Origin of the sequence: Actinomadura fulvescens (assembly GCF_039533225.1) — a bacterium.
In the GTDB taxonomy this organism is placed as follows: domain Bacteria; phylum Actinomycetota; class Actinomycetes; order Streptosporangiales; family Streptosporangiaceae; genus Spirillospora; species Spirillospora fulvescens.
This window is the reverse complement of the sequence record NZ_BAAATD010000005.1, coordinates 294086-317405: the sequence shown is the minus strand read 5'-3', so window position 1 is coordinate 317405 and position 23320 is coordinate 294086. Positions and strand designations below refer to the sequence as shown.

Annotated in this window: 23 protein-coding genes; 15 read left to right on the top strand and 8 right to left on the bottom strand. The window is 72.3% G+C overall.

Annotated elements, in window-relative coordinates; genetic code table 11:
• The first annotated feature begins 87 nt into the window (after window positions 1-87).
• Window positions 88-1185, top strand: a complete 1098-nt coding sequence (locus ABD333_RS20555) for a hypothetical protein (RefSeq protein ID WP_344543192.1) — start codon at window positions 88-90, stop codon at window positions 1183-1185.
• Here the strand turns inward: ABD333_RS20555 and ABD333_RS20550 are convergent, their stop codons facing one another.
• Both ABD333_RS20550 and ABD333_RS20545 read right to left on the bottom strand, forming a co-directional pair.
• Complete coding sequence (locus ABD333_RS20550) at window positions 1186-1470, bottom strand: DivIVA domain-containing protein (RefSeq protein WP_410555920.1); 285 nt, start codon at window positions 1468-1470, stop codon at window positions 1186-1188.
• Between the two features lie 146 nt (window positions 1471-1616).
• Window positions 1617-2273 (bottom strand): TetR/AcrR family transcriptional regulator, encoded by a 657-nt coding sequence (locus tag ABD333_RS20545; protein ID WP_344543190.1) that lies wholly within the window; start codon window positions 2271-2273, stop codon window positions 1617-1619.
• A 164-nt stretch (window positions 2274-2437) separates the two neighbouring features.
• On the opposite strand from ABD333_RS20545, the gene ABD333_RS20540 reads away from it, so the two are divergent.
• A complete protein-coding gene (locus tag ABD333_RS20540; RefSeq protein ID WP_344543188.1) occupies window positions 2438-3016 on the top strand; it encodes a DM13 domain-containing protein in 579 nt (192 codons plus the stop codon).
• Window positions 3017-3018: 2 nt separating this feature from the next.
• On the opposite strand, the gene ABD333_RS20535 is transcribed toward ABD333_RS20540, so the two are convergent.
• Together ABD333_RS20535 and ABD333_RS20530 are read right to left on the bottom strand one after the other, a co-directional pair.
• Window positions 3019-3870: a hypothetical protein gene (locus ABD333_RS20535; RefSeq protein WP_344543186.1), complete on the bottom strand. Its 852-nt coding sequence runs from the start codon at window positions 3868-3870 to the stop codon at window positions 3019-3021.
• Entirely contained in the window at window positions 3867-4658 is a 792-nt protein-coding gene (locus ABD333_RS20530; RefSeq protein ID WP_344543184.1) for a MerR family transcriptional regulator, read from the bottom strand. The genes ABD333_RS20535 and ABD333_RS20530 overlap by 4 nt, the downstream gene beginning before the upstream one ends.
• Window positions 4659-4772: 114 nt before the next feature.
• Between ABD333_RS20530 and ABD333_RS20525 the strand changes: the two genes are divergently transcribed.
• On the top strand, window positions 4773-5624 hold the full coding sequence (locus ABD333_RS20525; protein ID WP_344543182.1) for an SCO6745 family protein: 852 nt from the start codon (window positions 4773-4775) through the stop codon (window positions 5622-5624).
• A gap of 40 nt (window positions 5625-5664) precedes the next feature.
• Here ABD333_RS20525 and ABD333_RS20520 read toward each other — a convergent pair whose 3' ends face one another.
• The gene (locus ABD333_RS20520) at window positions 5665-6543 is read right to left on the bottom strand and encodes a hypothetical protein (protein ID WP_344543180.1); all 879 of its coding nucleotides are present in this window, start codon (window positions 6541-6543) and stop codon (window positions 5665-5667) included.
• Between the two features lie 44 nt (window positions 6544-6587).
• On the opposite strand from ABD333_RS20520, the gene ABD333_RS20515 reads away from it, so the two are divergent.
• Both ABD333_RS20515 and dapE read left to right on the top strand, forming a co-directional pair.
• Window positions 6588-7424, top strand: coding sequence for a 2,3,4,5-tetrahydropyridine-2,6-dicarboxylate N-succinyltransferase (locus ABD333_RS20515; protein WP_344543178.1), 837 nt, complete (start codon window positions 6588-6590; stop codon window positions 7422-7424).
• Between the two features lie 25 nt (window positions 7425-7449).
• Window positions 7450-8508 (top strand): succinyl-diaminopimelate desuccinylase, encoded by a 1059-nt coding sequence (gene dapE / locus ABD333_RS20510; protein WP_344543176.1) that lies wholly within the window; start codon window positions 7450-7452, stop codon window positions 8506-8508.
• Window positions 8509-8554: 46 nt separating this feature from the next.
• Here the strand turns inward: dapE and ABD333_RS20505 are convergent, their stop codons facing one another.
• Entirely contained in the window at window positions 8555-9244 is a 690-nt protein-coding gene (locus tag ABD333_RS20505; protein WP_344543174.1) for a TetR/AcrR family transcriptional regulator, read from the bottom strand.
• A gap of 100 nt (window positions 9245-9344) precedes the next feature.
• Between ABD333_RS20505 and ABD333_RS20500 the strand changes: the two genes are divergently transcribed.
• Window positions 9345-10793, top strand: a complete 1449-nt coding sequence (locus tag ABD333_RS20500) for an MFS transporter (protein WP_344543172.1) — start codon at window positions 9345-9347, stop codon at window positions 10791-10793.
• 115 nt (window positions 10794-10908) lie between these two features.
• Here the strand turns inward: ABD333_RS20500 and ABD333_RS20495 are convergent, their stop codons facing one another.
• Both ABD333_RS20495 and ABD333_RS20490 read right to left on the bottom strand, forming a co-directional pair.
• Window positions 10909-13077 carry a bifunctional polysaccharide deacetylase/glycosyltransferase family 2 protein gene (locus ABD333_RS20495; protein WP_344543170.1) on the bottom strand — a complete coding sequence of 723 codons (2169 nt, stop codon included), beginning with the start codon at window positions 13075-13077 and terminating at the stop codon, window positions 10909-10911.
• A 3-nt stretch (window positions 13078-13080) separates the two neighbouring features.
• Window positions 13081-13704 carry a hypothetical protein gene (locus ABD333_RS20490; protein ID WP_344543169.1) on the bottom strand — a complete coding sequence of 208 codons (624 nt, stop codon included), beginning with the start codon at window positions 13702-13704 and terminating at the stop codon, window positions 13081-13083.
• 54 nt (window positions 13705-13758) lie between these two features.
• Between ABD333_RS20490 and ABD333_RS20485 the strand changes: the two genes are divergently transcribed.
• The 9 genes from ABD333_RS20485 to ABD333_RS20445 all read left to right on the top strand — a co-directional run bounded on the left by ABD333_RS20485 (window position 13759) and on the right by ABD333_RS20445 (window position 23218).
• A complete protein-coding gene (locus ABD333_RS20485) occupies window positions 13759-14565 on the top strand; it encodes an LOG family protein (RefSeq protein WP_344543167.1) in 807 nt (268 codons plus the stop codon).
• Entirely contained in the window at window positions 14565-15155 is a 591-nt protein-coding gene (locus tag ABD333_RS20480; RefSeq protein ID WP_344543165.1) for an LOG family protein, read from the top strand. The genes ABD333_RS20485 and ABD333_RS20480 overlap by 1 nt, the downstream gene beginning before the upstream one ends.
• Window positions 15156-15258: 103 nt before the next feature.
• On the top strand, window positions 15259-16554 hold the full coding sequence (locus ABD333_RS20475) for an alkaline phosphatase PhoX (protein WP_344543163.1): 1296 nt from the start codon (window positions 15259-15261) through the stop codon (window positions 16552-16554).
• A gap of 1419 nt (window positions 16555-17973) precedes the next feature.
• On the top strand, window positions 17974-18408 hold the full coding sequence (locus ABD333_RS20470; RefSeq protein WP_344543161.1) for an SRPBCC family protein: 435 nt from the start codon (window positions 17974-17976) through the stop codon (window positions 18406-18408).
• Window positions 18405-18980: a DNA-3-methyladenine glycosylase I gene (locus ABD333_RS20465; RefSeq protein WP_344543159.1), complete on the top strand. Its 576-nt coding sequence runs from the start codon at window positions 18405-18407 to the stop codon at window positions 18978-18980. Before ABD333_RS20470 ends, ABD333_RS20465 begins: the two co-directional genes overlap by 4 nt.
• Before the next feature lie 143 nt (window positions 18981-19123).
• Entirely contained in the window at window positions 19124-20215 is a 1092-nt protein-coding gene (locus tag ABD333_RS20460; protein WP_344543157.1) for a glycosyltransferase 87 family protein, read from the top strand.
• Window positions 20200-21318: a glycosyltransferase family 4 protein gene (locus tag ABD333_RS20455; RefSeq protein ID WP_344543155.1), complete on the top strand. Its 1119-nt coding sequence runs from the start codon at window positions 20200-20202 to the stop codon at window positions 21316-21318. The genes ABD333_RS20460 and ABD333_RS20455 overlap by 16 nt, the downstream gene beginning before the upstream one ends.
• Window positions 21315-22553 carry a sensor histidine kinase gene (locus tag ABD333_RS20450; protein ID WP_344543153.1) on the top strand — a complete coding sequence of 413 codons (1239 nt, stop codon included), beginning with the start codon at window positions 21315-21317 and terminating at the stop codon, window positions 22551-22553. The genes ABD333_RS20455 and ABD333_RS20450 overlap by 4 nt, the downstream gene beginning before the upstream one ends.
• Window positions 22541-23218: a response regulator transcription factor gene (locus ABD333_RS20445; RefSeq protein ID WP_344543151.1), complete on the top strand. Its 678-nt coding sequence runs from the start codon at window positions 22541-22543 to the stop codon at window positions 23216-23218. The genes ABD333_RS20450 and ABD333_RS20445 overlap by 13 nt, the downstream gene beginning before the upstream one ends.
• Window positions 23219-23320: the final 102 nt, after the last annotated feature.

The following is a 23320-nucleotide window of genomic DNA, read 5'->3' as shown; positions in this document are numbered from 1 at the left end:
TTCGGCTGTTTCGCTATCGGATCCGTTATGGGACCGTGTGTCAACAGCACACCTGGCTCGATTCGAGCCTCCTCCCGAGGAGCAGCCATGGGGGCGGTTGTTCTAGCCAGTGCGGCACCGGTGGCCTATGTCGCCGGGTTCGCACTCTTCAAGACGACCGCGAGCCGAATGCCGCGGCTGACCGGCGCCCGGCCCCTGCACACGACGCGGCACCTCGCGCTCAACCCCGTCTGGCTCTGGGGACTGACGACTCTCATCATCGGCCTGGTCTCGCAGAGCCTCGTCATGACCCGGCTCCCGGTAAGCGTGGTCGTGCCGATGTACGGGCCGGTGATGGCCGTTCTGCTACTGGTCTCGGTGAGCAACTTCGGCGAACGGGTGACGAGCGGCGAGCGGCGGGCGCTGACGGTCCTGCTCATGGCCCTGCTGGCGTTCGCCGCCGCGGGCGGGTTGCTGACCGGCGACAGCCCGACCGAGGCCGGGCCGTGGGACGCCTCGGTGCCGCTCTGGAAACTGTCCCTCGTCGTGGTGCCGTCGTTGCTGATCCCGCTCTGGCTGTTCACCGTGCGCGACAAGCCGGTGGACGGGCGGCACGCCAAGCGGGTGACCGGCGTGGCGTTCGGTCTGGGGGCCGGTGTGGTCGTCGGGCTCGCCGAGAGCTCCGGCGCGAGCATCGCCCGGATCGTGAACGAGCATCCCTGGCGGCTCGAACCGGTGCTGGCCTCGCCGCACCCGTACATCGTGGTCGTCGCCGGGCTGCTGGGCGCCGGGCTGGCGCAGATCGGGCTGCAGCGCTGCCGTCTCTCGGTTGTGATCATCGTGCTGGCCGTCGGCTCCAAGGCGTCGCTCTGGCTCACCGGCATCCTGGTGTACGGCCAGCCGTGGCCGAAGACGCCGGGCGCGTTCCTCCTGTCGGGGGTCGGGCTGATTCTGGCCGCCTGGTCGGTGCTGCTGATCCCGCGCCACGAGTCCGAGCCCGCGCCGACGACGGCCACCGTCGAGTCCGGTCCGGCACCGCGTCCTGCGCCGCGACCCGCTCGGCCCGTACTGGCCACGGAGCTCGCCGCGCCCGTCCCGCAGCCCGTGGACGTGCCCGATCCATCTCCCGGGACCGACGTCCACCCGCCCGCGACGGCGGATCCGGTCCAGCTCGGGGTGCGGCGTCCGGTCTGGCGGCTGCGTTAGTCAGCCCGGCTCGGCCGGTTGCCGGTCAGGGCGTTCGGCGGCCAGGGAACGGGCCTCGTCGCGTTCCTGGATCAGCCGCGCCATCTCCTGTCTCACCTGGTCGAGGAAGGCGTCGACCTCCTCCATCGCGTAGCCCGGCAGCAGCCGGGTGGTGGTGAACCGCTGGTCGTGCACCGCCTCGGGGGTGAGCCGCTCGCCGAGGTCCGGGCGGAGGTCCGGGCGCGGCGGCCTGAAGGGCTCGGTCAGTCTGCTGATCGCGTACCACGGGTTTCTGTCCTCGCTCATGCGCCCCTCCTAACACGCCCCGCGAGGCGCTGTCGGGCGTTCTCCGAGAGGTGTTGCGTCCGTGCCGATGCCGGCGCGGCGTCCTATCGCCGGGTGAGTAGCCGAGGGAGCGCGTTCCCTGATTTGCAAGGAGACGGCTCTGTCTTTCAGGGCGTGCCGAACGTGCCGGAGTCCCACAGCCGCCGGACATGATCGATCATCGGCGGGCCGACGGCCCGCAGCCCGTCCACGTCGCCGTCGGCCACCAGCGGGGTCACCATGGCGCTGACCGACGCGATGATCACCTGGCAGGCGAAGCGCCCGGCGTCGTCGGTCACCTCCATCAGATCGGCGAGCGCGTCGGTGAGCGTCGACTGCATCTCGCCGCGCCGCCTGATGGCCTCGGGACCGGCCGCGTACACCTCGACAAGGAACAGCCGGGCGAACGGCAGCTCGGCCGCCAGCACGTCCAGGTACGCCGTAATCGCCCGCTCGAACCGTTCCAGCGGGCTGCCTTCCAGCCGGGGCCCTCCAGTGGCCTCGTCCACGCCGACCGACTCCAGCACCCGCTGGAGCAGCAGTTCGCCGGCCCCGGCGAAGGCGGCCATGAAGCAGTCGAGCTTGGAGTCGAACAGCTGGTAGAAGCTCTGCCGGGACACCACGGCCCGTTTGAGCACGTCCTCGACGGAGGTGCCCACGTAGCCCTTCTCGGTCATCGCCTCCGCCATCGCGGTGCACAGCCGCGTGCGCTGGATGCGCTCGACCTCTTCGCGAGACAGCGCGTACCGCCCTCTGGGCAGCCGACGCGGCGACGAGTCCGACATCCGATCACCATAGTTCAGGCCACCGTCCCCAGGTCGTCAGGAGGCCGTTACATGACGCAATCGCAACGACCGGCGGACCGGTTCCCTTGAGGTGAGCACGGCACGTAAGCGGTACGTAAGACAAAATCGCGTTCCTGGTGGCCGGACGCGGCGTTGTAGGTGACATGAAGAACGTGAAGAGCCTCGTCCTCGGGCACAAGCTGATCTCCGCCGTGAGCGTCCTCGCCGTGGGGCTGGTGGCCGCACTCGCCCTCGCCGCGTTCCAGCCGTGGAAGCTGTGGGTCGACCAGACCGTCGACGAGTCCGCGCCGCCCGCTGCCGCGCCACAGGCCGGCACGGGCGGCACGGACGGCACGGGCGCGGCGGGCTCGGCAGGTGCGGCCCAGGGTGCGGCGGTGACGACGCGGGAGGTCTTCAGCACCTCCAGTTGGCGGTCGGTCTCGCACGGGACGACGACCGGCAAGGTCAAGGTCTACAGGAACGCCGACGGGTCGTACGCGCTCCGGCTTGAGGACCTCGACACCTCCAACGGTCCTGACCTCAAGGTGGTGCTCTCCAAAGGCGGGCACGACACCCAGCAGAACCTGAGCCCGGACTACCGGAGCCTGGGCGCGCTCAAGGGCAACAAGGGCAGCTCGAACTACTCCATCGCGGCGGGGGTGGACCTCAGCCAGTACAAGAGCGTGGTCATCTGGTGCAAGCGGTTCGACTCCGTCTTCGCCGCCGCCCCGATCGGGACCTGACGTCAGGCTTTGACCGCGGAGGTGAGGTGCGGGGCGAGCGCGTCCAGGGCGACGGCGGGGGTGTCGGCGAAGATCCGGATCGTCCGTACCGTGACGGGCGCGCCGAGCGGGCGGATGGCGGTGACCGGCTCGGTCAGCTCCAGGACCAGATTGGTCTGCGAGGCCACGGAGATGCCGAGCCGGTCGTCCTCGACGGAGATCAGGCGTTCCTCGTTGTAGCTGCGGACGTGCCGTACCGCCGCGATCTGACGGCGGGGAACGCGCAGGTCGAAGAACGCCCCGTAGCGGATCCGCACCTCGTCGTCCGTGATGACGTGGGGCCTGGTGACGCAGGCGGCGATGACGGCGAGCACCGCCAGGATCGAGTAGGCGTCGACGACGAGGACGACGTTGCGCACCATCGGCGGGGCGCCGAACTCCCGGAGCAGGATCTCCGCGCCGACCAGCTCGACGACCATCGCGAACAGGAACATCATCATCGTGGACGTCTGGGCGCCGGAGTAGGAGACGGCAGTGGCCCCGGGCGGGACCCCGTGGCGGCGCCGTCCGAGCCACAGGGCGAGGCTGACCGTTCCTTTCGCGTCGAAGCCCATGATCCGCCGTACCTTCGCGGGCACCAGGTCGTCCCTGACGCGGCGGAGGGCGTCGCGGCGGCCTGAGCCCGTCCGGCGCGCGGCTCGGTACAGCCGGAACGCGACCGCGCCCTCCAGGACGAGTACGGCGGTGACGAGCGCCTCGGCCGCGAGGATCACCGGGTGGGGGAGGGGGACGCCGGACACGAGCAGGACCGCGAGCACCGCTTCGACGGGGATCACGGCGAACATGACGGCACGGGCGACCCTGAGCGTCCTCACTCGTCCTCCTTGGCGTGGTCGGCCGGCTTGGCGCGGAGCATGGTCATGAGCACGTGGAAGACCTCGGCCTGTGCCGGGGCCAGGGAGAGTGACATCTCCGCGAGCCACCGGCCGTTCTCGGTGGCCTCCGCGGGGTGGTCGCCGACGCTGGCGAGCATCATCGTCTTCATCTCCTCGGGGAGGTGGTCGGCGATCTCGGCGGCCAGCTCGGTGACGCGCGGGTCGTCCGGGGCGGCCTCGGCCAGCTCGTCCAGACGCGCGTAGATGGCCTCGCCGCGGGCCAGGGCCTCGGGAGTGGTGAGCGGCCGCAGCAGTTCCGCGAACGCCTCGCGGTCGCCCGGCCCGGCGGTCGTGTCGACGAGCGCGAGCATCTCCCGGTCGAATTCGGCGAACTTCGAGCCCCCGGCGGGCAGGCCGCGCAGCACCGACGCCATCGTGGGCGACACCGCCGAGTCGGGATGCAGGTCGTCCTCGGTCAGGAGCGTGGCGAGCCGTTCGCGCCGCAGCCGGATGGCCTCCTGCTGAGCGGCCAGGTCGGCGTCGAGCTCCAGGAGGACCTCGCGCAGCTCCTTGCCCTGGTCGTCGGCCAGCACGTCGCGGATCTCGTCGAGCGCCAGGCCCAGTTCGGCCAGCCGCCGCACACGGGCGAGGATCACCGCGTCCCGCAGGCGGTACTCGCGGTAGCCGTTGGACAGCCGCGGGGGCTCGGGCAGCAGGCCCAGGTGGTGGTAGTGCCGGACGGTCCGGGTGGACACCCCGACCAGCGCGGCGAGCTCGCCGATCTTCATGCCCTCATTACAGACGTTGACGTCGCGTCAAGGTCAAGGCGACCCGTTGACGGGGCACGTTACTAGAATTAGATTCGGGTACCGACCGGTCGGTATCTCATGAGGGGCGGCAGGATGCGGGCGACAGCGCGGCAGGCGGGGTGGCAGGCGGCTCGGCAGGCATGGCGGCGGCTGGAGCCCGTGCACAGCATGATCTACTTCGTCCCCGAGGGCGGCCGGCGCTACGCCGAGCTCGGCCTCCACGGCATGGCGGGCTACTTCGCCTCGCGCGGCGCGGTCTTCGGGCGCGCCTCGGCCGAGCTGGTCATCGCCACGTTCTACAACTTCAACCCCGCCCTCGTGCGCGAGGCGCTGCCCGCCGCGTGGGACGTGGTGACGCCCGAGCAGATCCTCGACGCCCGGCGGCTGGCCGCCGGCGAGGCGCTGCGCCGCGCCGGCATCCACGAGCTGCCCGGGCTGGACGAGACCCTCGGCCTCGCCCGGCGCGCCGCTGAAGCCGCCGCGCAGAACCTGCACGGCCGCCCGCTGTTCGCCGCCCACGCCACGCTGCCCTGGCCGGACGAGCCGATCGACCAGCTGTGGCACGCGCAGACCCTGCTTCGCGAGTTCCGCGGCGACGGGCACGTCGCGGCGCTGACCGGCGAGGGCGTGAGCGGACTGGAAGCCCTCGTCCTGCACGGCGCCAGCGGCGACGTCCCCGCCGCGTTCCTCAAGGTCAGCCGGGCCTGGCCGGAGGAGGAGTGGGACGCCACCGAGGAACGGCTGCGCGAGCGCGGCCTGCTCGACGGCGAGACGCTGAGCGCCGAGGGCAAGGCGCTCCGCCAGCACATCGAGGACCGCACCGACGCCCTGGCCCTTCCCGCCTACACCGCGCTCGGCGAGGACGGCTGCGAACGGCTGGCCGAGCTCGCCCGCCCGTTCGGCCGCGGCGTGGTCGCCGCCGGCCTTCTCAACCTCGGCGGCTAACAGGCTGACAATTGAACGCCGAGGCGGAACGACGCTTCCGCTATTTGATGATCACGCGGTCGGTGGGCGCGCCGCCGTCGTCGGTCCAGCCGTCGTGGCCGTCGTCGGCCGTCCAGCCCTTGCCGCCGTGCCTGACCTCGGTGAGGCCGTAGACCTGCGCGTGGGTCATCGCCCACGAGGCGACCGCCCAGCCCGTCCGCGCCCCGCCCACCCGGACCGCGTCGAAGTCGGCGGGGGGCTTGGCGGTCTCGGTGGCGCTCACGGTGGACGTCGGGTTCTCGACCTGGAGGCGGCTGCCGAACGAGCGGCGCAGCTCCCGGATCGCCTCCGCCCGCCGCGGCGCGGTCTTCTTGTCCGGCGAGAACCAGCACCGCACCGAGGCGGGCGCCCGGCCGGTGAACGCCTGCGCCAGCAGCTTGCCCTCAGGCTCGTGCGGGGCGTAGGCGCTGCCGTCCGCGCTGCGCTGCACCCGCTGCGCGGCGTCGTGCAGATCGCGGTCCAGGTAGTCCTTCACCTTGACCAGCGCGTCGAAGAACTTGCTCGTGGACGTCACGGGGTCGCGCAACTGCGCCGGGGTGCCCCAGCCTTGCGACGGGCGCTGCTGGAACATGCCGACCGAGTCGCGGTCGCCGCCCGGCAGGTTGCGGATGTGCGACTCCTGGATCGCGGTCGCGTAGGCGATCACCGCCGCCCGTTCGGGCAGCTTCTTGCGGTAGGCCACCGCGGCGATCGTCGCCGCGTTCGCGCCCTGTTCGAGGTCGAGCGGCATCTTGCCCGCCGCCGTGCGCACCTCGCAGTTGGACCCGTGCAGATAGGGCCGGACGCGTGCGAACAGCGCGTACCCGGCGACACCGAGGACGAGCAGGACTGCGAGGGTGATTCCGGTCACCCGCACCCGTCGTTGATCCCATGCAGCCACGCGACGACGGTACCGGGAGTTGTGCCCCAGTAAGCTCATGGGCCATGACCGAATCGTTCACCAGCCCGATCTCCGCCGTCATCGACGAGCTGTGGGAGCGGCGCGCCGAGCTCACCCCGGACGACACCGAGGCCCGCGCGGCGATCGTCGCGGCCGTCGACCAGATCGACGCCGGCGAGGCCCGCGTCGCCGTCATCGACACCTCGTCCGACCAGGTCGTCGTCGACGAACGCGCCAAGCGCGCGATCCTGATGAGCTTCAAGGTGCTCGGCATGGTGCGTTCGCAGGTCGGCGACTTCGCGTACCACGACCGCATCCCGCTCAAGAGCCGGCTGGAGGGCGTGCGCGTGGTCCCCGGCGCCATCGCCCGCTGGGGTTCCTACCTGGCGCCCGGCGTGGTGCTGATGCCGTCGTTCACCAACATCGGCGCGTACGTCGACGGCGGCACGATGGTCGACACGTGGGCCACGGTCGGCTCGTGCGCGCAGATCGGCAAGAACGTGCACCTGTCGGGCGGCGTCGGCATCGGCGGCGTGCTGGAGCCCCCGAACGCCGTCCCGGTCATCGTCGAGGACGAGGCGATGATCGGCAGCCGGTCGATGATCGTCGAGGGGGCGCGGGTCGGCCGGGGCGCGGTCGTCGGCTCCGGCACCAACCTGTCGGCCTCGATGCCGGTGATCGACGTCGAGACCGGCGAGGAGATCAGCCGCGGCCGCATCCCCGACTGGTGCGTGGCGGTCGGCGGCACCCGGCTGAAGGAGTTCAAGGGCGGCACGTTCGGCATGCCCGCCGTGCTGATCCTCAAGCGCCTGGAAGAGGGCCGGCGGCACGACAAGGCCGAGCTGAACGACATCCTCCGCGACCACGGCATCAACACCTGACCGCGCGCCGGTAGGGTTGCCGGTCATGCGGCTCGACCTCTCCGCGGACGTGGCGGACCTGACGGCGGCGATCGTCGACATCGAGTCGGTGAGCGGGAACGAGAAGGAGCTCGCCGACGCGGTGGAGGCGGCGCTGCGCGCGCTGCCGCATCTCACCGTCGAGCGGGTGGGCGAGAACGTGATCGCCCGTACGGGTCTGGGCCGGGCCGAGCGCGTCGTGCTCGCCGGGCACCTCGACACCGTGCCGCTGAACGGCAACCTGCCCTCCCGGGTGGAGGGCGACCGGCTGTACGGGTGCGGGACGACCGACATGAAGAGCGGCGTGGCGGTGGCGCTGAAGCTGGCCGCCACCGTCACCGAGCCGACCCGCGACGTCACCTACCTCTTCTACGAGTGCGAGGAGATCGAGGCCGAGCGCAACGGGCTGCGGCGCCTGGCCGCGAGCCGTCCCGAGCTGCTCGCCGGCGACTTCGCGGTGCTGATGGAGCCGACCGCGGCGCTGATCGAGGGCGGCTGCCAGGGCACGATCCGCGTGGAGGTGGCCGCGCGGGGCGAGCGGGCGCACAGCGCGCGGGCCTGGATGGGCTCGAACGCCATCCACAAGGCCGCCGAGATCCTGGACGTCCTGCGCTCGTACGAGCCGACGCGGCCCGTGGTGGACGGGCTGGAATACCGCGAGGGGCTGAACGCCGTCTTCGTCCGGGGCGGCGTCGCGGGCAACGTGATCCCGGACGAGTGCGTGGTCACCGTCAACTACCGGTTCGCGCCTGACAAGACGCTTGACGAGGCCGAGGCCTACCTGCGGACGTTGTTCGCGGGCTTCGACGTCACGGTCACCGACGGGTCGCCCGCCGCCCGGCCGGGGCTGACGCACCCGGCGGCCGCCGCGTTCGTGGCGGCGACCGGGGCGGAGGTCCGCGCCAAGCTGGGCTGGACGGACGTGGCCCGCTTCTCCGAACTCGGCGTGCCCGCGGTCAACTACGGGCCGGGCGAGCCCACGCTGGCCCACACGAAGGACGAGTTCGTCGAGATCCCGTTGATCGCTGACTGCGAACGTCGCATGCGCGCCTGGCTGACCGCCTGACCGCCTGACCGCCAGACCCGAGCGCGGCCCCTCGGCCCTGTGCTCTTCAGGTCTTGAGGCCGTTGAGGACGACGTCCGCGTAGACGTGGTGCTCGCCCGGCGCTGCCCGGGTCGTCGCCATGGCCAGGCCGCACATCAGCGCTTGGAACTGCGGGTATCCGACGTCCGCGCGGAGCACGCCCGCCTCGTGCGCACGGTCGAGCAGTTTGGTCACGTTGGCGCGGAGCTGCTGGTGCTCGGTGCCCGCGCCGTTGTCGAGCAGCTTGCCGATGTCGCCATAGACCTCGCGCAGCCCGCGGTCGCGCACCATGATCTCGGTGCTCTGCCGGACGAACACGGTCAGCGCCTCCCAGGCGTCCGGCAGCGCGAGCGCGTCCGCGGCGTTGACGGCGCCCTCGGCCATCCACTGCTCGGTCAGCTCGTTCACCAGAGCCTGTTTGGTGGGGAAGTGCCGGTAGATCGTGCCGACGCCGACACCGGCACGTCTGGCGATGTCCTCCATCTGCGCTTCGGTGCCGTGCTCCAGGAAGACGTCCCGCGCTGCGTCCAGGACGCGCCGCCGGTTGCGGCGGGCATCGGCGCGCAGCGGGCGGTCGGCCGGAGCGCCGGCGGGGCCGCCCGCCGACTTGGCCGCCGACTTGCCCGCTGACGTGCGCGTCGACCTGCCCGCTGGCGTGCGCGTTGAGCGGCCCGTGGGGCCGCTCGGCTTGACGCTCGATGTTTGCCGTTCGGTCATCGGCCCCAGTCAATCACGAGTTGACAATCGGAATCCAGATTCCGTATCGTCCGCCGCGTTAAACCGGAACCGGAATTCGACTTCCAGTTAGGAGCACTCCATGCCGCCGGACGCTCGCGGCGGGCATCGTGGGCTCGCGCTCGCCCTGCTCGTCACCGTCCAGTTCGTGCTCATCCTCGACGCCTCGATCGTGAACGTCGCGCTCCCTGCCATCGGAAGGGACCTGCACTTCGACCAGGCCGACCTGTCCTGGGTCGCCAACGCCTACACCCTCACGTTCGGCGGGTTCCTGCTGTTCGGCGGCCGGATCGCCGACCTCGCCGGACGCCGCCGGATGTTCGTGACGGGCCTGGCCCTCTTCACGGCCGCCTCGCTCGCCGGCGGCCTCGCGCCGACCTCGGCGGCGCTGGTCGCGGCGCGCGCCGTCCAGGGCCTCGGGGCCGCCCTGGTCGCCCCGGCCGCGCTGTCGCTGATCATGACGCTGTTCGAGCCCGGTCCCGAACGCAACCGGGCGCTCGGGCTGTTCGGCGCCGTCGCCGGTGCCGGGGGCGCGGCCGGGACGATCCTCGGCGGGCTCCTCACCGACTGGTTCGGCTGGGCGTCCGTCCTCTACGTGAACGTCCCGATCGGCGTCGTCGCCATCGGCCTCGCCCCGCTGTTGCTGCCGGAGGCCCGTGACCACGCCGTGCGCGGCTTCGACCTCATCGGCGCCGCCTCGATCACGGGCGGGCTCGCGTTGCTGGTCTACACGCTGGTGGACGCGAACGACGCCGGATGGTCGTCGGCTCAGACGTACGGGCTGGGCGGGGTGGCGCTGGCGCTGATCGCCGTGTTCTTCGTGGCCGAGGCGCGGGTGGCGCATCCGCTCGTCCCGCTGCGGATCTTCCGGCGCCGGGACCTGCGCGGCGCCAACCTCGTCGCCGTGGCGATGACCATGGCGATCTTCCCGATGTTCTTCGTGATGACGCTCTACCTGCAGCAGGTGCTGGGGTACGGGCCCGTCAAGGCCGGGCTCGGGCAGCTCCCGGTCGCGCTCGCCATGGGCGTGGGGGCCGGGGTCGGCTCGCAGCTGGTCACCCGGTTCGGGTTTCGTGTCCCGCTGGCGGGGGGCCTGCTGGTCGTGGCCGCCGGGCTCGTGTGGTTCGCCCAGATGCCCGCCCCGGGCGGCGATTACCTGGTCGACGTGTTCGGTCCGGCGCTGGTGATGGGCGTCGGCGGCGGTGTCACGTTCGTCGCCACGACGATCGCCGCGACGGCGGGGGCGTCGCCCGCCGAGTCGGGCCTGGCCTCGGGACTGATCAACACCACCCAGCAGGTCGGCGGCGCGCTCGGGCTGGCCGTCGCGGTGGCGGTGTCCACCGCCGTCACCAAGGACGCCTTCACCTCTGGCGAACGTGTTCCGTCGGTGGCGCTCAACGAGGGTTTCCAGGCCGGGATGCTGACCAGCGCCGGGCTCGCCGTGCTGGGCGCCGTCCTCGCTCTGGTCCTCATCCCGCGCCGGAGCCGTGAACCCATCACGCCGGAGCCCGAGCGCGTCCTCGCGCCTTGAGGCGAGGTCGCGCCTTGAGATAGCGCCTTGAGGCGAGGCCGCGCCTTGAGGTGAGGTCCGCTGACCGGGGGCGAACCCGCCGCCTCCCTCCCGATGCGGCGGGGGCGCCCGCCGGTCAGCGGACCTGCGGAGCCGTTTCGGCGGTCGGGGACGTGGCGAACGTCCCCGTCCGGCGAATGGTGTGCCAGCGGAGCCGTACGCCCGCGAGCGCGGTGACCAGCGACTGGATGACCACCAGGTACATGAGCTGCCGGTAGACGATCTGCTGCAGCGGGAGCACCCAGAGCGTGCGGAGCGGCTCGCCGTCCAGGCGCAGCGCGTACGCCCCGGCCAGAGCCTGGAGCAGCGTGAAGAACACCCATGACAGCGCCAGCTCGACCGGGTCCAGGAAGTAGAGGCCGTAGAGGGTGAAGACGTCCACGGCCGGGGCGAAGAGCGGCAGCGCCACCTGGAAGACGGCCAGGTACGGCAGGCAGCGGCGGCCGAAACGCCCCGACCGGCCGCCCTGGAAGAGCGAGCCGCGGTGCTTCCACATCGCCTGCAGCGTTCCGTAGCACCAGCGATAGCGCTGGCGCCAGAGCTGGCGGATCGAGGCGGGCGCCTCCGTCCACGCCAGCGCGGACTCCTCGTACACGACCCGCCAGCCGCCGCGGCAGATGGCCATCGTGAGATCGGTGTCCTCGGCGAGGGTGTCGTCGGAGACGCCGCCGGCCGAGGCCAGCGCCTCGCGCCGGAACGCGCCGATCGCGCCCGGGATCGTGGGCATGCACTGCAGGACGTCGAACATCCGCCGGTCGAGATTGAACCCGATCACGTACTCGATGTGCTGCCAGCGCCCGATGATTCCGCCCCGGTTGGCGACCTTCGTGTTGCCGCTCACCGCGCCGACCTGGGGATTCGCCATGGGGGCGACGAGGTTGCCGATGGTGTCGCGCTGGAAGACCGTGTCGCCGTCCACGAGCACCACGATGTCGGCCCGGGCGACGGCGATGCCCGCGTTGAGCGCGCTCGGCTTGCCGCCGTTGCGTTTGCTGATCAGGCGGACGCCGGGGAGGTACGACAGTGAATCGGCGATCTCGGCGGTGCGGTCGGTGGAGCCGTCGTCCACCACGATCACCTCGATCGGCGCCGGGTAGTCGCTGTCGAGGAGCGAACGGACCGTCGCCTCGATGCCCGCCTCCTCGTTGTAGGCGGGCACGATCACCGACACGGGCGGGGTGAACGCGGGCCGGTCGCGGCTCGCGCGGTGCCGGCGGAGCCGCCGGACACGCCTCGCGTGCAGCCTGGCGAAGCTCAGCAGCGTGGCCAGCCGCAGCGCGGTCAGCACGGCCGCCACGCTGAACAGCAGCGCCAGCCCGCCGACGATCCAGGACGAGCCCAGCTGACCCCAGACCAGCGCCTTGCCGATCACCTTGTCGCCGGTGGCGGCGGGGGTGTTGCCCGGCGGCAGCCCGATCGCGTCGGAGACGGTGGTGAACCGGTAGCCCTTGCCCGCCAGCCTCGTCAGGATCGCTTCGACGCCCTGGACGGTCTGGGCGCGGTCACCGCCCGAGTCGTGCAACATCACGATCGCCCCGGCCCGGCGCCCGGTTTGGGCCCCGGCTTCGGCGCCCGGAGCACCGGCGGCGCGTTCGACGATCTTGTCGATGCCGGGCCGCGCCCAGTCCTCGGTGTCCCGGTCGGTGAGCACGGTCAGGTAGCCCTGCTCGGCGGCGGCGCGCACGGCCCGCCACTGCGGGCCGGTCAGCCCGGAAGGCGTGGAGGAGTACGGCTGCCGGACGAGGTTGGTACCGCGGCCGGTGGCCCCGGCCAGGGCGCGCTGGGTGAGGTCCAGCTCCAGCCTCGTACGCCAGGCCGGGGCGGAGCCCATGTCGATGTGCGTGTACGTGTGGGAGCCGATCTCGTGGCCCTCGCGGATCATGCGCCGGGCCAGGCCCGGGTTCTTGGCGAGGTTGGCGCCGACGGAGAAGAACGTGGCGCGGGCGTCGTGCTTGCGCAGGACGTCCAGCAGCTTCGGCGTCCACTCCGGATCCGGGCCGTCGTCGAACGTCAGGGCGATCCTGCCGGGAAGGGGACGGGCGCTGCGAAGCCTGCCGTCCGCCAGGTTGAGCACCGAACCGGCGCGGGTGGCCTCAACCGGCGGCTCACCGGCGTTCCCGTCCGGGCCGCCCGTGCCCTCGCCCATCTGGCCACTGGCGAACCCGTTCACCAGCAGGGCGACGGCGAGCGCCACCCCGGCGAGCATCAGCAGGATCCAATGACCCTTCGGTTCGCGGTTCGGCACCGGTCAGCCGCTCTGTTCTTTTTTCTTCTTGCCGTGCGCGGGTGGCGAGGCGTGCGATTTGCCGGGCCGGGTCGACGACGGGCTCGGGGCCGGCGTGGCGGTGGGCGGCGTGGGTGCCGGAGTGGGCACGGCGCTCGGGACGTTCGAGGGCGCCGGCGTACCCGAACCGGCGGGCGGCTGCGGAGCCGCGGACGGGTTGCCGTGCGGCCCGTTCGACGGCACGCCGCCGCGCGGCGCCTCGTCCCGCGAGCCGCCGTTCACCGGCTTCGAGCCGGCCGGCCGGGGCGACAGGCCGCCGGTCGCCGGCTCGCGGTCCCGTTCGCGTTCGCTCGCGCTCGCCGGCGTCTTCGCGGCGGGCCAGGGGGTGAAGGGCACCTCGGCCCCCTTGGACAGGTTCAGGCCCACCACGGCGAGGTAGGCGACCAAGGCGGCGCCGGTGACGGCGCCGACGACGCGGACGGTCCGGACGCGGCGCCCGCTGCCGTCGACGAAGACCGGTGCCGCGGCGGGCGGTTCGGCGGTAGGCGGCGCGATGGTGACCGTGGGCACGGGCACGGTGGAGGCCGACGCCGACCTCTCGACCCGGCTGGTCACGTCGTCGTTCCCGGCGTGCAGTTCGAAGCTCACGCAATCATCAGCGCCGCGCCCGCCTCCCGCGTCACACCCGGCTACGGTGAGGTCATGACATCCGAGTTGAATCCCCTGAGCCGACGGCAGGGGCCCGCGATGCTGCGGGGAAAGGCCGTGCCGCAGACCACCACCGACCAGCGGCTGCTCGACGACCACGGGCCCGCCGACTGGCTCCACGCCGACCCCTGGCGGGTCCTGCGCATCCAGGCGGAGTTCGTGGAGGGCTTCGGGCTGCTGGCCGAGCTGCCCAAGGCGGTCAGCATCTTCGGCAGTGCCCGGACCAAGCCCGACTCCGAGGAGTACAAGCTCGCCGAACGGATCGGCGCGCGGCTGGTGGACGAGGGCTACGCGGTGATCACCGGCGGCGGTCCGGGGATCATGGAGGCGGGCAACAAGGGCGCCGACGAGAACGGCGGGCTGTCGGTCGGGCTCGGCATCGAGCTGCCGTTCGAGCAGGGCATCAACCCCTACTGCGACATCTCGCTGGAGTTCCGCTACTTCTTCGTCCGCAAGACGATGTTCGTGAAGTACTCCCAGGCCTTCGTCGTGCTCCCCGGCGGTTTCGGCACCCTGGACGAGCTGTTCGAGGCGATCACGCTCGTCCAGACCAAGAAGGTCACCCGCTTCCCGATCGTGCTGGTCGGCACCGCGTTCTGGGGCGGACTGGTCGAGTGGGTCAAGACCTCGCTGCTGTCCTCGGGCAAGATCTCACCCGCCGACCTCGAACTGTTCCACGTGACCGACGACCCCGACGAGGCCGTACAGATCATCGTCGCGGCGCACGAGGAGGAGGCGCGGCGGCGCGAGGAGGAGAAGGCCGTCCAGGAGGCGGCCGTCGAGGGGCGGAACGGCACCTGATGGCACTCGCGGTCTGCGTGTTCTGCGCGTCCAGCAGCAAGATCGACCCGAAGTACCTCGACCTGGCCACCCGCGTCGGCGCCGAGCTGGCGGGCCGCGGCCACGCCTTGGTCAGCGGCGGCGCCCAGGTCTCGTGCATGGGCGCCGTCGCCCGCGCCGCCCGCGCCGGCGGCGCCCGCACCATCGGAGTGATCCCCGAGGGCCTGGTCAGCGTCGAGATCTCCGACGAGGACAACGACGAACTGGTCGTCACCCCCGACATGCGCGCCCGCAAGGGCGAGATGGACCGGCGCAGCGACGCGTTCCTCGTGCTCCCCGGCGGGATCGGCACGCTGGAGGAGCTGTTCGAGATCTGGACCGCCCGCGTCCTCGGCATGCACACCAAGCCCGTGGTGATCCTCGACCCGTACGGCGTGTACGACCCGCTCCGCGAGCTCATGACGGGCCTGGTGGACCAGGGCTTCGCCCGCGCGAAGGTCTTCGACGCCATCGGCTGGACGGGCTCCGTGGACGAGGCGTTCGACCTGCTGGAACGCTCCCAGCCCCGCATCGAGCCCACCGCAGAGGACTACGCGGAGGCCGAGATCTGAGCTGTGCGCTGGGGGTTTGTGATCAGACCCCCAGCCGTTCACCACGCGTTCAAGGCACACGGCCAGGCTCCGGGACGATCCCCTCAAACGTGAAGGAGTCCCCATGTCCGTGTCCCGTCGCGGGGTCGTGAAGGGCGGCGCGGCAGGCGCGCTGTCGATCGCGCTGGCCGGCAGCCTCGACTCGGTCTTCCAGACGTCCGCGGGCGCCGAGGCCTACGGTTACGGCCCGCTGATCCCCGACCCCAAGGGCGTGCTGGACCTGCCGAAGGGCTTCTCGTACAAGACGCTGTCCGCCGAAGGCGACCTGATCGCCGACGGCGTGAAGGTGCCCGGCAAGCACGACGGCATGGCCACCTACCCCGGCCGCCGCCACGACACGCTCCGCCTCGTCCGCAACCACGAGCAGACCGGCAGCGGCGTCAAGCCGGTCGCGCCCGCCGAGCTGGTGTACGACCCGGCCGCGTTCGGCGGCACCACCACCCTGGAGGTCGACCGGCACGGCGACCTGGTCGACCAGCGGATCAGCCTCGCGGGCACCGCCACCAACTGCGCCGGCGGCCGCACCCCGTGGGGGACCTGGCTGACCTGCGAGGAGACCGAGGGCTTCGCCGCGCAGACCAAGTCGCACGGCTGGGTGTTCGAGGTCGACCCGCGCGGCCGGCGCACCAAGCCCGTCCCGATCACCGGCATGGGCCGCTTCGCCCACGAGGCCGTCGCCATCGACCCGTACACCCACACGGCCTACCTGACTGAGGATGCCAGCAAGCCGTTCGGCCTGTTCTACCGGTTCCGGCCCCGGTCCCACCGCGGCGAGTACCACTCCTACCTGGCGGGTGGCCGCCTGGAGGCGATGAACGTACGGGACCTGCCCGACCTCTCCGCCGTCCAGGAACCCGGCGCCAAGTTCCACGTCCGCTGGGTCAAGGTGCCCGACCCCTCGGCCGCCGCGACGTCCACCCGCAAGCAGTTCGAGACCATCACCCGCAGCCAGAAGCTCGAAGGCGCCTGGTGGGGCCGCGGCAAGGCCTACTTCGTGGCCAGCTACTCCCGCAAGTCCGACGGCGCCGCCGCCGACCACGCGGGCCAGGTCTGGAAGTACGACCCGCGGGCCAACACCATCGAACTCGAACTGGTCTTCAAGGCAGGCGGCAAGTTCGACGGCCCGGACAACATCACTGTCTCCCCGTACGGCGGCGGCGTGATCCTGGCCGAAGACGGCGGCGGCGAGCAGTTCCTGATCGGCACCACCCGCAAGGGCGAGACCTTCGCGTTCGGCCGCAACGCCCTCAACACCAGCGAGTTCGCCGGAGTCACCTTCTCCCCGGACGGCCGCACCCTCTACGCCAACCGCCAGAGCCCCGGTGTGACCTTCGCCATCACGGGCCCCTGGCACCGCTGACGCCCGGTCGGCCCCCCGCGCCCGCGGGGGGCCGCCGCGCTCGATACTCCGTGGTCATGCGCCTTCACCGCGCCGGACATGGCACGATCGTCATGCGAAGGCGTAGACAGATCGGAGCATGATCGTGGTTGTGGTCCTCGTCCTGGCCGGCCTGGCCGTGCTGGGCGCCGTCGTGGTGCTCGCCATGGGCAGAGGCGGAGAGCTGGCCGTGACCCATCCCGACCACCCCCCGCTCCCGTTCCTCGGACGCCCCCTCACCGGCACCGACGTGGCTCTCCTCCGCCTCCCGCGCGGCCTATGGGGCTACCAGGTAGGAGCCACCGACGAAGCCCTACGCCGTCTCTCCTACGCCCTAGCCGAACGCGAAACCCGCGCAGCCGCCCTAGAACAACAACTAGCCGACCTCCACCACCGCCTAGCCACCACGCACCCCGAGCCCTCCGCAGACGCCGGCCCGTCCGCCCATGCTGAGCCTGCCTCTGACGCCGGAACGTCCGCGTACCGCGACGCCGCTGCACATGCCGGGCCCGCCGCCGCCGACTCGGGTCCGCCCGCAGATGCTGGGCCGTCCGCCTACGCCGAGCCTGCTGCACATGCCGGACCCGCTGGCGACTCGGGGCCCTCCGCAGACGCGGAGCCGCCCGCGTACGCCAAGCCCGCCGCGCCAGCCGAGCCCGCTGCTGACGCCGAGCCGTCCGCTGAGGCGGGGCCGCCTGCTAACGCCGGGCCATCCGCCTACGTCGAGCCCGCTACGTACAGCGAGCCCTCCGCAGACGACAGGCCGTCCGCACACACCGGACCGTTCGGCCATGCTGAGCCTGCCGCAGACGCGGGACTCTCCGCGTACGCCAGGCCTGCCCCCGACTCGGGTCCGCCCGCAGACGCCGAGTCGCCCGCAGACGCTGGGCCGTCCGCATACGGCGAGCCCGCTGCACCCAGGCCCGTTGCCGACTCGGGGCCGTCCGCAGACGCCGAGCTGTCCGTAGACGCAGACGCTGGGCCCTCCGCATACAGCGAGCCCGCCGCTGATGCCGGGCCGTCCGCACACACCGGACCGTTCGCACATGCTGAGCCTGCCGCAGACGCGGGCTTGGCCGCGTCCGCCAAGCCCGCGTCCGCCAAGCCCGCGCATGGCGAGCCTGCCGCTGACGCCGAGCCGTCCGCGTCCGCTGAGCCCTCCGGTGAGGCGGGGTCGTCCGCGAGCGGTGAGTCCTCGGCTGACGCTGGGACGTCCGCGGATGGTGAGTCGGATGCGGGGGAGCGGTCGGCTTCGGTTTGGGCTAAGGCTGAGGCGGCTTATCCGGGGGAGGGGCCGTCTGGTAAAGATCCTTCGTTCGAGGAGGATGAACGCTTCGAGGCTGCGTTGTTCGACGATTACGGGGCCAACGGGGCTGGGGTCGTGCGGGGAGACGAGCGCTCATGAGCCGGGTCGCTATTCACGCCGAGGCGTACGCGCCCGTGCCTGCCGACAGGGTGTTCGGGGTGCTCACCGACTGGCCTCGGCATGCGGAGTGGATGCCGTTCACGCGGGCCGAGGGCGGGCATGAGGTCGGCGCGGAGTTGGAGGCGTGGACGGGTGTCGGGCCTGTCGGGTTCCTCGACACCATGGTCATCACCGAGTGGTTGCCGGGGCGGCGGGTGGTGGTCCGGCACACCGGGAAGGTTGTGCGGGGCGACGCCTGGTTCGAGGTGACACAGGTCGGCGTGGGGAGCCGGGTGCTCTGGGTCGAGCGCGTCGACCTTCCGTTCGGGGTGCTCGGGCGGGTCGGGTGGCTGGTCGCCGGGCCGGTGACGCGGTTGTTCATGCGGCTCGGGCTGCGCAGGCTCGCCGCCTTGTCGGAGGCGGACGGATGAGCACCGCGATCCGGGGTGACGACGGGCTCGCGCGCTGCCCGTGGGGGCTGTCGGCGCCCGACTACGTCGCGTACCACGACGAGGAGTGGGGACGGCCGGTCACCGATGACCAGGGGTTGTACGAGCGGCTCTGCCTGGAGGCGTTCCAGTCCGGGCTTTCGTGGCTGACGATCCTGCGCAAGCGTGAGGGGTTCCGTGCCGCGTTCTCCGGCTTCGACATGGCTGCGGTCGCGGCGTACGGGGCCGATGATGTGGAGCGCCTGCTGACGGACACGGCGATCGTCCGCAACCGGGCCAAGATCGAGGCGGCGATCGCGAACGCGCGGGCCGCGCTCGACCTGCCCGGCGGCCTGGCGGCGACCGCCTGGCGGTATGCCGACCCGGACGCTCCGGCGCCCAGGTCCACGGCCGACGTCCCCGCGTCCACGGCGGGGTCGAGAGCGCTGGCCAAGGAGCTGAAGAAGAACGGTTTCCGCTTCGTGGGCCCGACGACCGCGTACGCGCTCATGCAGGCCTGCGGGCTGGTCGACGACCATCTGGTGGAGTGCCATCGGCGCGGCGCGTACCGGTAGGGAGTGTCGAACGGTCGGGGGTGTCACCGTCGCTGACCAGGTGTTTTTCCAGCGGGGTGGAGTCCGGGGGTAGAGCCTGCTCTACCTCGGGTCGGCGGACAGGTCTAATGATCTAGGCGCGCCCGGGCGGTTGCCTGGTGGGCATGACCACGCAGACCCTCCCGCCCCGCGCGGAGCCTCTCCTCTACGCGGGCTTCGCGATCTTCGCAGCCGTGACGGCGGCGGTCACCCATCTCGGCCCCCACCGGGTGTGGGGCCTGTTCGCGGCCGTTGCGTACGGTCTCGCGGCGGTGTTCTGGCGAACGCGGACGGCGGCCTGGCTGGCGCTCGGCGGTGCCGTCGTGCTGCCCCTCGCCGTCCTCGTACTTTCCGGGCAAGGCCAGCCGGAGGTGGCGGTCGTCCAGCGCTCCGGGGCACATCTGCTCGCGTACGGAACGCCCTATCTGAGCCCCGGCGAGCTGGCGGGCGGCACGTACGAGTCGTACAACCCCTACCTCCCCGGCATGGCGCTGCTCGGGCTGCCGTCGGCGCTGGCGGGCATCGACGCCCGGCTGGTGTTCGGCGGCGTGTTCCTCATGCTGCTGGGACGGCGGAACGGCAGGCTCCTCGCGGCATCGCCGCTGGTGGCGCTGCCGCTGGTGGTCGGCGGCGATGACCTGCCGGTGATCGGCCTGGTCTGCGCGGGCTTCACGCTCGCGGCACGGGACCGCCCGGCGCTCGCGGGCCTCGCGATGGGGTTCGCCGCGACGCTCAAGGCCACCGCCTGGCCTGCCGCGCTCGTCTGCCTGGCCCTCATCGCGACCCGCGGGGGCGCGGCGCGGCGGTACGGGGCGGTCGTCGCAGGCCTCATCACCGTTGGGGTCGGGTTGCCGGCGCTCGTCGACCCGTCCGGGATGTTCGAGAACGTCGTCGCGTTCCCCCTCGGCTTGGCCGGAGTGGAGTCGCCCGCGGACAGCCCGCTGCCCGGTCATCTGCTTGCCGCAAGCGGTGCGTACGGGCACGCGGCTGCGGTGGCGGCCCTCGGGGTGGCGGCGCTCGGCATGGGCGTCTCGCTGGTCGTCCGGCCGCCCGGCGACGTCAGGGCCGCCGCGTTGCGTCTCGCCGCCGGACTGCTGCTGGCGACCGCCCTCATGCCCGCGACCCGCTGGGGCTACCTCGTCTACCCGGCGGTGCTCGTGTGCTGGGCCCGCCTCACCGAGCGCCGGAAGGAGCCGGAACTGTGCCTCGCTGCCTGATCATCACCAACGACTTCCCGCCCCGGCGCGGCGGCATCGAGACGTTCGTGTACGAGCTGGCCCGCCGGTTCCCCGCCGGTGAGGTGGTCGTCTACACGTCGGCCGAACGCGGGGCCGAGGCGTTCGACCGGGGCCTTCCGTTCCCGGTGTTCCGCGACCGTTCCCGGACGTTGCTCCCGACCCGTGGCGTCGCGCGCACCGCACGCGGTCTGGCCGCCGCGTACGGCTGCGACAGCGTGTGGTTCGGGGCCGCGGCGCCGCTCGGTCTCCTCGCCGGGAAGCTGGACGGGTTGCCCTCGGTCGCGACCACGCACGGGCACGAGGTGTGGTGGGCGAGCGTGCCGGGAGCCCGGCGCGTCCTACGCCGGATCGGGGATCGAGTGGGCACCGTCACCTACCTCACCGAGTACACGCGGGCGCGCATCGCGCCCGCCCTCGGCCCGCGAGCCCGGACCGCCCGCCTGGTCCCGGGTGTGGACTGCTCGTGCTTCCACCCGGCCGTGGACGGGGCGGAGGTGCGCGAGCGCCACGGGCTGGGCGATCGTCCCGTGATCCTCAGCGTGTCGCGGCTCGTCCCGCGCAAGGGGCAAGATCAGCTGATCCGGGCGATGCCGCGCGTCCGCCGGGTCGTGCCGGACGCGACCCTCCTGATCGTCGGATCCGGGCCACAGGACTTCTGGCTGCGGGGCCTGGCCGCCGACGAAGGCGCGGTCGTGTTCGCGGGCGGAATGCCGCACGCCGAACTCCCGCCCTACTACGCGGCCGCCGACGTCTTCGCGATGCCGTGCCGTGACCGGCGGCTCGGCCTGGAGACCGAGGGCCTCGGCATCGTCTTCCTGGAGGCGGCGGCGGCCGGGCTGCCGGTGCTCGCGGGCGCTTCGGGCGGCGCGCCGGAGGCGGTGCTGGACGGCGAGACCGGCCATGTGGTGGACGGCCGGTCGGTCACCGAGATCGCCGCCCGGCTGGTCGGGATGCTCACCGGCGAGGACGGCGCGATGGGTGTACGGGGAAGGGCCTGGGCCGAGGCGGCTTGGAGCTGGGACCTCTCGTACGAACGGCTGCGCAACCTGCTGGCCGGTGCGTCGCCTACGGTCGGAGCATGACCGTTTGGCGCGCCATGGCAGGGAACCCGCTGCGGTTCCTGTCGTCGTCGTGGCCGTGGCGGTCGTTCGCCTACGTGGTGACCGGGCCGCCGGTCGCGGTCGGGTGGCTGGCGGTGGTGCTGGTCGTCGCCGCCGGCGGCGTGCTGCTGACGCCGGTGGTGGTCGGCGTCGGGCTGTTGCTGTTCGTACCGCTGACGGCGGTCGGGCTGGCGGCCGTCGAACGGCGCAGGCTGCGCTGGCTGGACCGCAGGCCCGCGCCGTCCCCGCACCGGGAGCCCGCCGCGCCGGGCTGGCGGCCGTGGCTGCGGCTCCGGCTGCGGGAGGCCGCCACGTGGCGGGAGTTCGGCTTCGCGCTGTTGTTCGCGCTGCTCGCCGTCGTGGACGTGGTGGTGCCGTTCGTGGTCGTCGTGGGCTCGACGGTGCAGGTCGGGTCGGCCTATCTGGTGGGCCATGGCGATCAGCTGCAGTACGGGCCGTACGGGACCGTCGACCGGCCCGAGGAGGCGTGGGTCACGGTCGCCGCCGGGGTGGCGCTGTTCGTGGTCGGTTTGTACGTGATGGCCGTTCTCGCCGGGGCCAGGGCGGCGCTGGCCCGCCTGCTGCTCGTCCGTCCGGTCGAGGACGAACTGGTCGCGGTACGGGCCTCGCGTGCCCGGATGGCGGACGCGTTCGAGGCCGAGCGGCGCCGGATCGAGCGGGATCTGCACGACGGCGCGCAGCAGCGCCTCACCGGGCTGATCATGACGCTCGGCCTGGCCCGGCTGGAGATGCCCTCGCCGCTCCTCGACAAGGCTCAGCAGGACGCGCGGGCCGCGCTGGCGGAGCTGCGCGACCTGGTGCGGGGCATCCATCCGTCGGTGCTCACCGACCGGGGCCTCGGCGCGGCCGTGGAGTCGCTCGCCGAAGGCGCGCCGGTGCCCGTGGACGTGACCGTCGACCTGGCCGGACGACCCGACGACGGCGTGGAATCCGCCGCCTACTTCGTGATCGCCGAGGCCCTCGCCAACGTGGTCAAGCACAGCGACGCGGAACACGCCCAGGTCACGATCACCCACCGGGACCGGCTCCTGGTGGTGGAGGTACGCGACGACGGGAAGGGCGGCGCCCGCCCCGGAGAGGGCAGCGGACTCCAGGGGCTGGCCGACCGGGTCGCCGTATACGACGGCACGCTGCGGCTCTCCAGCCCCGTGGGCGGGCCTACGATCCTGCGGGTGGAGATTCCATGCGAATTGTGATCGCCGAGGACTCGGTGCTGCTCCGCGAGGGCCTGAGCCAGATCCTCGTCAAGTTCGGGCACGAGGTCGTCGCGGCGGTGGACGACGCGCCCGGGCTGGCGGCGGCGGTGGCGGCGCACCTGCCCGACGTGGTGGTCACCGACGTGCGCATGCCCCCCGGGTTCCGCGACGAGGGCCTCCGCGCCGCGCTCGCGCTGCGCGCCGAGCGACCGGAGCTGCCGATCCTCGTCCTGTCGCAGTACGTGGAGCAGTCGTACGCCTCCGAGCTCCTCCAGACCGGCGGCGGCGTGGGCTACCTGCTCAAGGACCGCGTCGGCGAGGTGGCCGAGTTCGTCGACGCGCTCGACCGCGTCGCCGCCGGAGGCACGGTCATCGACCCCGAGGTCGTCCGGCGCCTCCTCACCCGGCGGCGCGAGCACTCCCCGCTCGACCGCCTCACCGAACGCGAACGCGAAGTGCTCGGGCTGATGGCCGAGGGCCTGTCGAACGGCGCGATCGCCCGCCGCCTCGTCGTCTCCGAGGCGGCCGTCATCAAGCACGTGGGCTCGATCCTGGCCAAGCTCGACCTGCCCCCCGCCCCCGACGACCACCGCCGCGTCCGCGCTGTGTTGGTTTACTTTCGCGGCCTTGGGTCTTCGCCTGGCGGCTCAGACCCAAACCGCTAAAGCGGCGAGCGCGACATCGCTTCGCGATCTTCGCGTGAAGCTTCGCCTTCGGCTCGCTTCCCGCTCAGCGCCGCGCGCTCGCGTGACGGTTGAGGCTGATGG